This window comes from Flavobacterium sp. MDT1-60 (assembly GCF_014844035.1).
Classification (GTDB): domain Bacteria; phylum Bacteroidota; class Bacteroidia; order Flavobacteriales; family Flavobacteriaceae; genus Flavobacterium.
The window spans coordinates 107438-120198 of the sequence record NZ_CP062159.1; the positions used below are offsets into that span (position 1 = coordinate 107438).

At 30.8% G+C, this 12761-nt stretch carries 7 protein-coding genes; all 7 read left to right on the top strand.

Going from position 1 to position 12761, the window contains the following annotated elements:
- The first annotated feature begins 190 nt into the window (after positions 1-190).
- The 7 genes from IHE43_RS00450 to IHE43_RS00480 all read left to right on the top strand — a co-directional run bounded on the left by IHE43_RS00450 (position 191) and on the right by IHE43_RS00480 (position 12758).
- Entirely contained in the window at positions 191-2326 is a 2136-nt protein-coding gene (locus IHE43_RS00450; RefSeq protein ID WP_192186175.1) for a polyribonucleotide nucleotidyltransferase, read from the top strand.
- Positions 2327-2507: 181 nt separating this feature from the next.
- Positions 2508-3281 carry a hypothetical protein gene (locus tag IHE43_RS00455; RefSeq protein ID WP_192186176.1) on the top strand — a complete coding sequence of 258 codons (774 nt, stop codon included), beginning with the start codon at positions 2508-2510 and terminating at the stop codon, positions 3279-3281.
- A gap of 2 nt (positions 3282-3283) precedes the next feature.
- Positions 3284-6061, top strand: coding sequence for a TonB-dependent receptor domain-containing protein (locus tag IHE43_RS00460; protein ID WP_192186177.1), 2778 nt, complete (start codon positions 3284-3286; stop codon positions 6059-6061).
- A 12-nt stretch (positions 6062-6073) separates the two neighbouring features.
- Entirely contained in the window at positions 6074-7300 is a 1227-nt protein-coding gene (locus IHE43_RS00465) for a DUF4249 domain-containing protein (protein ID WP_192186178.1), read from the top strand.
- Positions 7301-7320: 20 nt separating this feature from the next.
- Complete coding sequence (locus IHE43_RS00470; protein ID WP_192186179.1) at positions 7321-9072, top strand: hypothetical protein; 1752 nt, start codon at positions 7321-7323, stop codon at positions 9070-9072.
- 207 nt (positions 9073-9279) lie between these two features.
- Positions 9280-9996, top strand: coding sequence for a hypothetical protein (locus tag IHE43_RS00475; protein ID WP_192186180.1), 717 nt, complete (start codon positions 9280-9282; stop codon positions 9994-9996).
- Positions 9997-10016: 20 nt separating this feature from the next.
- Positions 10017-12758, top strand: coding sequence for a TonB-dependent receptor plug domain-containing protein (locus IHE43_RS00480; protein WP_192186181.1), 2742 nt, complete (start codon positions 10017-10019; stop codon positions 12756-12758).
- Positions 12759-12761: the final 3 nt, after the last annotated feature.

The following is a 12761-nucleotide window of genomic DNA, read 5'->3' on the forward strand; positions in this document are numbered from 1 at the left end:
CTCTTTTTTTATTTAAAATTTTAAAAATCAGATTTTAGATTTTTAACTTTACAAACACATTAATATTGATTTTTGAAATTGATATTGACATTAAAAAAAGTTTGGTTTTTCATTGGGTTTTAGAAACAACAACTACACACAACAACTACAACACAACTAAAACCCATTGTATAACCAATAAGGAAAAATTATGATTCCACAATTATTTGTAGAAAAGATCGATTTAGGTGATGGCAGAAGCATCACAATCGAGACGGGTCGTTTAGCTAAACAAGCTGACGGTTCGGTAGTAGTAAGAATGGGCGACACGATGATACTTGCAACAGCTGTATCTGCACGTAGCGCTAACCCAAATGTTGATTTTTTACCATTAACGGTAGATTATCGCGAAAAATTTGCAGCAGCTGGACGTTTTCCAGGAGGTTTCTTTAAGAGAGAAGCACGCCCTAGTGATAGCGAAGTATTAACGATGAGATTAGTTGACCGTGTTTTACGTCCACTTTTTCCAGACGATTATCATGCTGAAACACAGGTTATGATTCAATTAATGTCTCATGACGGAGAAGTTATGCCAGATGCTTTAGCTGGTTTAGCTGCATCTGCAGCATTAGCTGTTTCAGATATTCCTTTTTATAACTTAATTTCAGAAGTACGTGTTGCACGTATCGACGGAAAATTTGTAATCAATCCAAGCAGAACAGAATTAGAAAAATCAGACATCGATATGATGATTGGAGCTTCTTTGGATTCTGTGGCAATGGTTGAAGGAGAGATGAAAGAAATTTCAGAAGCTGAAATGGTTGAAGCAATTAAATTTGCTCACGAAGCTATTAAAGTTCAAATTCAGGCACAATTGCGTTTGCAGGCTGCTTTTGGTAAAAAAGAAATTCGTACTTACGAAGGTGAGAAGGAAAACGAAGAAATTTACAAAAAAGTAAAAGCTGCAGCTTACGATAAAATTTATAATATCGCAAAAGTTGGATCGGCTAAACACGAAAGAAGCGCTGCATTTGCTGAAGTAAAAGAAGAAGTAAAAGCTTTATTTACAGAAGAAGAATTAGCTGCTGATGGAGATTTAGTTTCTAAATATTTCTACAAAACAAACAAAGAGGCTGTTCGTAATGTAGTATTAGAATTAGGAGTTCGTTTAGATGGTAGAAAAACAACAGACATCAGACCAATCTGGTGTGAAGTTGATTATTTACCAAGAGTTCACGGTTCTTCTTTATTTACACGTGGAGAAACTCAGGCTTTGGCAACAGTAACTTTAGGAACTTCCAGAGAAGCTAACCAAATTGATTCTCCATCTGAACAAGGTGAAGAGAAATTCTACTTACACTATAATTTCCCTCCTTTCTCAACTGGTGAAGCAAAACCTCTAAGAGGAACTTCAAGAAGAGAAGTTGGTCACGGTAACTTAGCTCAAAGAGCTTTAAAAAACATGATTCCTGTTGATTGTCCTTACACAATCCGTATTGTTTCTGAAGTTTTAGAATCTAACGGTTCTTCTTCTATGGCAACAGTTTGTGCTGGAACAATGGCTTTGATGGATGCTGGAGTTCAAATGGTAAAGCCAGTTTCTGGAATTGCTATGGGATTAATTACTGACGGTGATAAATTTGCTGTATTGTCTGATATTTTAGGTGATGAAGATCATTTAGGTGATATGGACTTTAAAGTAACCGGAACTGCTGATGGTATTACAGCTTGTCAAATGGACATTAAAATTGATGGTTTACGTTATGACATCATGGAGCAAGCTTTAGGGCAAGCACGTGAAGGACGTTTACACATTTTAGGAAAATTAACTGAGACTATTGCTGCGCCAAGAGCTGATGTAAAAGCGCATGCACCAAAAATCATTACCAGAACTATTCCTGGAAACTTTATTGGAGCATTAATTGGACCTGGTGGAAAAGTAATTCAGGAATTACAAAAAGCTACAGGAACAACTATTGTAATCAACGAAGTTGATGAGCAAGGTGTTATCGAAATCTTAGGTACAGATCCTGCTGGAATTGAAGCAGTATTGGCTAAAATTAAGTCAATCACTTTTAAACCACAAATGGGAGAAGCTTACGAAGTAAAAGTAATTAAAATGTTAGATTTTGGAGCTGTAGTTGAATATACTGCTGCACCAGGAAATGAAGTTTTATTACACGTATCTGAGTTAGCTTGGGAACGCACTGAAAATGTTACTGACGTAGTTAACATGGGTGATGTTTTTGAAGTAAAATACTTAGGTGTTGATCCTAAAACTAAAAAAGAAAAAGTGTCAAGAAAAGCACTTTTACAAAGACCTCCACGTGAGGAGAAAAAAGAGTAATCAGATCTTAGTTTACTAAAGGTTTATTCATAGAAAACCCCAATTCATTCATTTGAATTGGGGTTTTTCGTTTTAAAACATATATATTATATTACAATTTAACACTTATCCGTGAAATTTGTAACATTTTTTTGATACTTTTGAAATTACCAAAACAATTCATTAAAAGCTACAGAATCTTTTGAAAAATTATCAAAAAAAATCGATTTTCCTTATTTTATTTGGATTATTCTTAAATATTTGCGCCCTCCACAGTCAAACAACTTATAATAAAACTCCAATCAATAATTGGTTTGACAATACAATTGGGAAGGAAAATTTAGCCATTTACAATGGTTCCCGCCATGTAAATTATTACATAACACTGGACAAGAGCCATAGCTATTATGCTTCAAGAAAATTCACTACTGGCTCCCTTAAGTATGAAGATCAGGATTATTATAATGTCGAACTTAAATACGATGTTAACAATGATATTTTAGTTTGTAGGCCAATTGGCGAATTTGACTATATGGGGATAAATGTAATTAAAGAAAAAACCGCCAATTTTAGTATTTATGACAAGCAGTTTGTTAATATAAACTACGAGAATCCTTCATGTCCCGTATTTATGACTGGCTATTATCAGGAAATTATCTTTTCTAAAAACAACATTCTCTATATTAAACATCATAAGAGCAGAACAAAAGTAATTGACACTAAAACTATTTCTGATGGGGTTAATCAAAATAGCACTGATGAGTTTAAAGAAAAAAACGAATTTATTTTAAAGTACAAAGAAGCCTATTATAGGATCAGTTCAAAAAGTGACATTATTAAAATTTTTCCAGAGTATAAAAGCACAATAAAAAAATATTATAATAACAATGCTCAGTTAGAGGAATCAGACAATAAAGTTTTTATTGAAAATTTAATAAAAGAAATAAACACTATTTCCAATAATGTATCCAATTAAAAATGAGAAAAATTATATTAGCACTATTTCTATTAGCTTTTCATGCATTATCTTTTAGTCAGGAAAAAACAAAAAATATCTCTATTGAATTTAATAATACCGATTTAAAATCAGCATTAGAAAATATCGAAAAAATTACTGATTATAAATTTTACTTTGATCAAAATTGGCTTAAAACCGAAACTATTATCATCAATAAAACATACGAGAATACTTCAATTGAATATATATTAACTAATCTTTTTGAGAAAACCGATCTAAATTATTTTATATCTGACAAAGAAATAATCCTGACAAAAAACAGCATTATTTACGATTCGCTGCCTGATGATTATTTTGAATCTTCAACCACTGCTCAGCCAAATAAAACTGAAGCTATAGTTTTAGCAAAACCTATATTTCAGCAACAATATGATACCTTAAAACACGACAATATTAATTCGGGCATTACCTATGTTGGAAAAGAAAAAAAAGGTGGAGAGTCAAAATTCTATACACTTTCAGGGTTTATAAAAAATAAAAAAACAGGAAAAACAGTTTCTAACGTAAGCATTAAAGTACTTGATCAAAACATAAGTACAGTTACTAATAGTGAAGGATATTATACCCTTCAGGTACCATTTGGTCTTAACTACATTGAAGTTGAATCAATCAATCATAGAAAAGATACAGAGACTTTAATGGTTTATGATAATGGTCAATTAGACATTACCTTATATGAAAGTATAAATGAATTAGACGAGGTCATTATAAAGCAGAATGCAGACAAAAATGTAAAAAATGTTATTGCAGGAGTTTCCAGCATTGATGTTGAAGGAATAAAAAACATCCCTCTGGTTCTTGGTGAAAGAGATATTTTTAGAGTTGCTACAACTCTACCGGGAATAAAAACTACAGGAGAAGGTTCTGCGGGATTTAATGTTAGAGGAGGAAAAGACGATCAAAATTTAATCCTCTTAGATAATGCAGTTTTATATAATACGTCTCACTTTTTAGGTTTTTTCTCGGCCGTTAATCCCTATACGACCAGCAAAGTAGACATATATAAAGGTAGTATTCCTGCGAGATTCGGAGGAAGATTATCATCTGTTTTTGACATTGCTTCTAAAAATGGTAATCCCGAGAAATTTTCTGGCGAAGGTGGAATAGGCTCTGTTACCAGTAATCTTACGATAGGAACTCCGATAGTAAAAAACAAATCCAGCTTATTAGTTGGCGTAAGAACTACTTATTCTGAATGGATTTTAAAGAGTCTGGATGATGAATCTTTAAAAAATAGTCAGGCAGCATTTTTTGATGGAATTATAAAATACAACCACAAAATAAACACCAATAATAATATTGAATCTACACTATATTATAGTAAAGATCGCTTTAGTATTTCTTCTGATTCAGTTTATAAATATAGTAATGCATTGGTTTCATTAAAATGGAATCATGCATTCAGCGGCAAAAGCAAAACCGACTTAATATTTACCAATAGTAATTACAAATTTAATATTGACTATAATAATGGAACTCCAAATTCTTTTAATTATGGATACAAATTAAATGAAACTCAAATTATAGCCAATGCTAATTATTCACTTAATAGCAAACATGCCTTTAATTATGGTATTTCTAGTAAGCTTTACAATGTTGACCCGGGATATCTTAATCCTAAAGATCCTAAATCAACTATAATTCCAATAAATATAGAAGATGAAAAAGCCCTGGAATCTGCTCTTTATTTTTCAGACAGTTACACTCTTAATGAAAAAATATTAATTAGCTTAGGATTGCGTTACTCAACATATTCTGCACTTGGTGAATCAACACAAAGAATTTATGAGAGTAATGCCCCCATTAATGACAATACCGTTATTGAAACACAACATTATAAGAAAAATGAAGTCATTAAAACTTATGGCGGTTTTGAACCGAGAATAGCAGCACGCTATTTGTTTACCGATGATTTCTCCGTAAAGGCAAGTTATGATAAAACCTTTCAATACATACATTTACTAACAAATAATACGACTCAATCACCAACTGACTCGTGGAAGCTATCTGATTTAAATATTGCTCCACAAGAAGCACAACAATATTCATTGGGCTTTTATAAAAATCTTGATAATGATAATATCGAACTAAGTTTAGAAGGCTATTATAAAAAATCTAATAATTTATTAGACTATAAAGTCGGATCTGAATTATTACTGAATGAAAATACCGAAACTCAGCTTTTGCAAGGCGAAGGAAAAGCATATGGGGTTGAATTCTTACTGAAAAAAAATGCTGGAAAGCTTAATGGTTGGCTAGGATACACTTATTCACGAACTTTTATTAGAATAAATACCGAGTTTATTGATGAAAAAGTTAATAATGGACATTATTTCCCAACAAACTTCGACAAGCCGCATGAAGTAAGTGCTGTATTAAATTATAAATTCACTAAAAGATATAGTTTATCTGGTAATTTTGTATATCAATCAGGAAGACCAATTACCTATCCTATTGGAAGTTATGTTTATAATGGCATGGAATACACCTTATATAGTGATAGAAACAAATTTAGAATTCCTGATTATTACAGACTAGATCTTGGTTTTAATATTGAAGGCAATCATAAAATAAAAAAATTATCACATAGTTTCTGGAATATATCTGTCTATAATGTCTTAGGAAGAAATAATCCTTATTCTATCTTTTTTATTACAACAGATGGCCAGATAAAAGCTTATAAAACGTCTATATTTTCCGTGCCGATACCGACCATAACATATAATGTCAAATTTTAATAATCAAAATAAATGGAATTTATAATCAGACCTATCAGACTTTTATATAAAACATTTGTTTTAATACTTTTTTCTTTTTCTATTAGCAGCTGTACAGAGCAATATGTTTTTCAAACAAATTCTACGTTTGAAAGCATACTTGTAGTTCAGGCAAATATTACAAATGAATTAAAAAAACAGGAAATAAAAATTACGAAATCATATCGTTTTGAGGAAAATGGACCAACATTTGAAAAAGGAGCAAACGTTTATGTAACCGACAGTGATAAAAATACTTTTGAGTTTGAACTTGAGGAATTTTCAGGTCTTTATGTCTCAAAAAATGATTTTCAGGCAATTCCAGGAAAATCTTATCGCTTAAACATTATAACAAAAGATGGAAAATCATATTCCTCTGCAGTACAAACTTTAACCGAAGTTAATGAAATTGAGGTAGAGTCAAAAGCAGCAACTATTGATGGAAATAAAGGCGTACAAATAATGGTAAGTAGCTTTGATCCAAACGGAAAATCACGGTTTTACAGATACGAATATGAAGAAACATACAAAGTAGTATCTCCTTATTGGAATCGTAATAAACTTATAGTGGATTCAGGCAGTCCAAACATAGAGGAACCAAAATATCTTATTGTTCCAAGGGAAGGCGAAACCAGAATATGCTATTCGACAAAAAAATCAGATGATTTAATTCTATTGAGTACAGTGGGTTTGAGTGAAGACCGTATCAATCTCCCGATAAGATTTATAGATATCAAAAATCCCGTACTTAATGAGCGTTACAGTATTATTGTACGTCAATATATTCAAAACTTAGAATCGTATACGTATTATACCACTTTAAAGACCCTTTCTACTTCTTCAAGCCTTTTTTCTCAAGTTCAACCCGGATTTAATTACGGTAATTTAAAATCAGATGACAATCCTGATGAGAAGGTAATTGGTTATTTTGAAGTGTCTTCTGTTTCATCAAAAAGAATCTTTGTAGATTTTAGAGCTTTATTTGCAGATGATCCGTATCCGCCATTTGCTTTTGACTGTACATCAGCAGAATTACTAAACTGTTGGGACGCTAAAGGTTGTGCAGGCTCAACGATACTTGCCTTAATTAAATCACCTGTGCCTGAGAAAATATTTTATGGATCCCGAGATAATATGGAAGTAATTATATTTGTTCCCTCACCTTGTGGCGACTGCACCAAAATTTCATCTAACATTAAACCTTTATTTTGGATAGATTAAAAATAATAATAAGTATCGTGATGTTAATAGCAATTAATACAGCTATTGCACAGAATAGTTCATTAAGTAAAAATGAAACTATAACTAAAGCCACGAGCGAAAATATATTTGTTCATTTAAACACCACAACTTTAGTTGCGGGAGAGACGTTACATTGTAAGTTTTATTGTTTAAATCCATCAAATAACAACCTAAGTGACATAAGCAAAATTGCTCATGTAAAAATTGTCAACGAAGAAAACCAGGTTGTTTTAATGAACAAAATTCATCTGGACAAGGCAACTGGACAAGGCGATTTTTTTATACCAACAACATTTAGTACAGGTAACTATAAACTTATTGCCTATACAAACTGGATGTTAAACAAAAAAGATTCAAAAGTTTCTGAAACCGATCTTTTTATAATAAATCCTTATTCAACAAGTAAAAAAAACAATTCTAATAAAGATTCTAACACGCAAATAAAAGAAGCAAAAACTCCAAAAGCTGAAATAAGTATTACAAACCAACCAAAGGATGAATCATTTACCTTAGAAGTAGATAAAAAAATAGCAGCAAAAAGAGAACAAATTTCACTTAAAATAAAGTCATCAAATCCTGTCCTTAATAAAGGAAGTTTTTCACTGTCAGTAAAAAAAACAGATAATTTACCCAGTATAAAACCAATGAATTCTTACGAGTTTACAAAATCTAATTCTAATAATCAATTGGCAAACACTATCAACGATAATATCTTATTTTTACCAGAATTTAGAGGAGAAATGATATCAGGCTCCATTATAAACATAAAAGACCCAAAACAAATTGTAGATAAAGATGTAGCGTTATCAATACCAGGAACTGATTTTGCATTTAAGATTGTCAAAACTGATGAGTACGGTAAATTCAATTTTATTTTAGATAAAAACCCAAATTATGCAAATACTGTCCTTCAGGTTGTGGAAAATGATAGAAATGATTATAAAATAGAAATTGAAAAAGATAAAGATTATGATCTGTCAGAATTGAAATTTACAAATGACTTAAATCTTACATCTGATTATAAAAAGAACATTGAAGAAAGGTCAATTGCAAACCAAATTGAGAATGCCTATTATCCAATCAAAAAAGATAGTATAGAAAGTAATACTAAAGCGATCCCTTTTTATCATCCGTTAGAAAAAGAGTACGTTCTTGCGGATTACACCAAATTTCCAAGTTTAAAAGAAACCATTACAGAAGTAATTACAGAAGCATATTATCGTGAAGAAAATAATAGTTTCACACTAAATGTGAGAGATATAAATTACGATTTAAAATATTTTTCAGAACCTGCATTGGTATTAGTCGACGGATTATTAATCCAAAATGTTAATGAATTGGTCGATTATAAAACTGAGAATATATACAAAGTCAGTATTGTTCCCGGAATTTATCTTTATGGACCAAAAGCATTTAATGGTATCATTAGTATTACTACAAAAAATAATGATTATGTGAGTAAAACAACAGGTAATTACATTCTGAAGTCAGAGATTCAAAGACCATTAAAAAAAACAATATATTTTAAACAAGACTATACAGACAGAACTAAATATAGTCGAATTCCTGATTACAGATACCAATTGCTTTGGCAACCTGAATTAAAATTGGAAAAAACTGAAAACGTAATTTCCTTTTACACTTCTGATGTACCGGGAGTTTATGAAATAAATTTAGAAGGATTTACAGAAAAAGGAATTCCTGTTACCTTAAAAGAAACTATAGAAGTAAAAAATGTGACTGCTAATTAAAATAATAGATATGGTTATTCTAATAAAGAGAGCGCTCACGTTAGTTAATAAAAATTCACAAAAATCCCATTTTATTCATTTAAATTGGGACTTTTCGTTAATAATAACAAATAATTTATCACATTTTAACACGTATACACATTATCTATAACATTTTTTTAATACTTTTGAAATCAACCAAAACAAAACACTAAAACGACCAATCCTTTGAAAAATCATCAACAAAAAACTATTTTCCTTGTTTTATTTGGATTATTCTTAAATATTTACTCCACCCAAAGTCAAACAAATGATGATATTATTGTCTATAATTGGTTCGATAAAAATTTAGGTTTAGAATCTCTGGATTTTAAAAACGGACTAGCCCATCTAAATTTTGACAAGACTGCTACTAATCAAAATCGTTATTTAACTGATGAATTCAGAAAAGGAAGTATTAGCTACAATGAACAGATATACTTTGATTTGTTTCTGAAATATGATATTCATAGTGATGAATTGGTTTTAAGACCTTACGATGAAGCTAACACAACCAAAATCAACCTTATTAAAGACAACATTAAGTCCTTTTCCATTGGAAATGAGAAATTTACCAACCTTAAAGAACTTAACCCAACCGTCTTAAAAGGTGGATATTATGAAGAGGTATTAATTGGAAAAAACATTACACTTTATATCAAATACTATAAAGAAAAAAAGAAAAGCAGCAAGGATGAAATTAATTTAATTGATTATGTACCCAAATATGAGTTTGTCTTATTTAAAGAAAACAGGTATAATTTGATAAGTGAAAAAAAAGAAATCATAACGCTGTTTCCTGACAGTAAAAGAAAAATAAATGATTTTTATCTTATGAATAGAGACTTGAGAAAAGAGAATCCTCCCCTATTCATGAAAAACCTTATCAAATACATTAATAATTAAAATTTGCAGAAATCATCCAAATGAGAATATTTACGATCCTTATATTATTTTTCGGTTTTAATCAATTAATGTATTCACAAGTTCAAAAAAACACGATCAACATTAATTACAGCAACATCAGCAGGATTGATGTTTTAAAAAAAATTGAAGCTTCTACTAATTATAAATTTTATTTTCAGGACGACTGGCTCGATAATACTGTTTTAATTTCAGGCGATTATTCAAATAAGACTATTGAAGAATTATTATCAAAAGTTTTAGAAGACACTGACCTAAATTTTTTTATTAGTAAAAATAAAATCATACTAACCAAAAACAGTATTATTTACAGCAAATTACCAAGTAACGGAACCAAAGATTCTAATACCCCAATCTTTTTCCAACAATATGATTCCGTTAAAAAAAATAAATTGGAGGCAGCATCACCAATTGCATTAATTGGTAAAGAGTCATTAGATTCAGATGTTGAACTTTATACACTTTCTGGTCACATTACTGATTTAAAAGATGGCAAACCTCTTGCGGACATAACGGTAAAAGCAAAAAATACTCCAATATCAACTATTACAAATACTGAAGGATTTTACAGTTTAAAACTTCCTACCGGTCTGAGTACAATAGAAATCGAGTCGATATTTCACAATAGTACTTCTCGAAAAATCATGATTTATAGTAACGGTACTTTGGATTTTTCTATCATCGAAAAAATAAATCAATTAGATGAAGTATTAGTAAAAGGGAAAGACAGCCAAAACATCAGAACAGCGATTACAGGTGTTACAACTATCGAAGCTGAAGGAATTAAAAATATCCCTTTAGTGCTGGGAGAGCGAGATATTTTTAAGGTTGCCTTAACCATTCCCGGGATAAAAACTGCCGGTGAAGGTTCATCTGGATTTAATGTCCGAGGAGGAAAAGAAGATCAGAACCTGATATTATTGGACAACGCAACCATTTATAACCCTACGCACCTTTTTGGATTTTTCTCTTCTGTTAATCCTTATACAATAAACAAAGTTGACATTTATAAAGGTGGAATACCTCCAGAATTCGGAGGTAGATTATCATCTGTTTTTGATATTGCTTCTAAAAATGGAAATGCCGAAAAAATATCAGGAGAAGGGGGTATTGGGCCAGTAACAAGTAATCTTACTCTTTCAATTCCCGTTGTAAAAGACAAAGCCAGTTTATTAATCGGTGGAAGAGCAACTTACTCAGATTGGATTTTAAAGCAATTAGATGATGAAAACCTAAAAAACAGCCAGGCTTCTTTTTATGATTTATTTGCAAAATACAATCACAAAATAAACAAAAATAATTCAGTAGAAGGAACCGGATATTACAGTAAAGATGCGTACAGTATAACTCCTGATTCTATCTATAAATACAGCAACAGTCTTGTTTCTTTAAAATGGAAACATGCTTTTAATGAAAAAAACAGCGGCGAACTAAACTTTACAAATAGTGGCTATAATTTCAGTATCAATTATGAATCTACTAATCCGGAATCCTTTATTTTCAAATATAAAATAAATGAAACTCAGGCAAATTTAAAATTCAATAGTGAATTAGGCGCTAATCACAAATTCACTTATGGAGTAACGAGTAAATTATACAAAGTTAATCCGGGAGAATTAAGTCCAAACGGATCTTCTTCAATTGTGACTCCGACAAAAGTAGATGATGAAAAAGGATTGGAATCGGCTGTGTTTTTCTCTGATAAATTTCAAATCACCGAAAAATTATTATTGGATATTGGAGCCCGATATTCTCTTTATGCAGCTTTAGGACCATCTACGCAAAAAATTTACCAAGAAGGCGTTCCGATGACTCCTTCAACTGTAATCGAGGAAAAAACATACACTAATAATCAGGTAATAAACACTTCTGGCGGATTTGAGCCAAGAATAGGTTTGAGATATATCTTTGATGAAAGCTTATTTGTAAAAGCTGGTTTCGATAAAAATTTCCAATATATTCACCTACTAACAAATAATACTACTCAATCTCCAACGGATACCTGGAAATTATCTGATTTGAATGTTAAACCAGAAAGTGGATTACAATATTCTTTAGGCATTTTCAAAAAATTGGATTACAAAGATATCGAGCTTAGTCTTGAAGGTTATTATAAAACATCAAAAAACATATTAGATTACAAAGTAGGCGCCAATATTCTTTTAAACCAAGATCTAGAAACCGAATTATTGCAAGGAGATGGAAAAGCCTACGGAGTCGAATTTTTATTAAAAAAACCTAACGGAAGACTTAACGGATGGATTGGATACACTTATTCTAGAACTTTTATAAAATTAGACAGTCAATTTAATGATGAAAAAGTAAATAATGGTGAATATTTTCCAACTAATTTTGATAAACCACATGACTTTAGCATTGTAATGAATTATAAATTCACACATCGCTATAGTTTTTCTTCTAATTTTGTATATCAAACCGGAAGACCAGTTACCTACCCAATTGGTAAATATTTTTATCAGGGTGCCGAATATACAATGTATAGTGACCGAAATAAATACCGAATACCTGATTATTACAGACTTGACATAGGACTTAACATTGAAGGAAATCATAAAATAAAAAAATTAGCGCATAGTTTCTGGAATATTTCGATCTACAATGTATTGGGAAGAAATAATCCTTACTCCATCTTTTTTGTAACAAAAGATGGACAAATTAAAGCCTATCAGACCTCTATTTTTGCAGTTCCGATACCAACTATTACTTATAATTTTAAATTTTAAAGT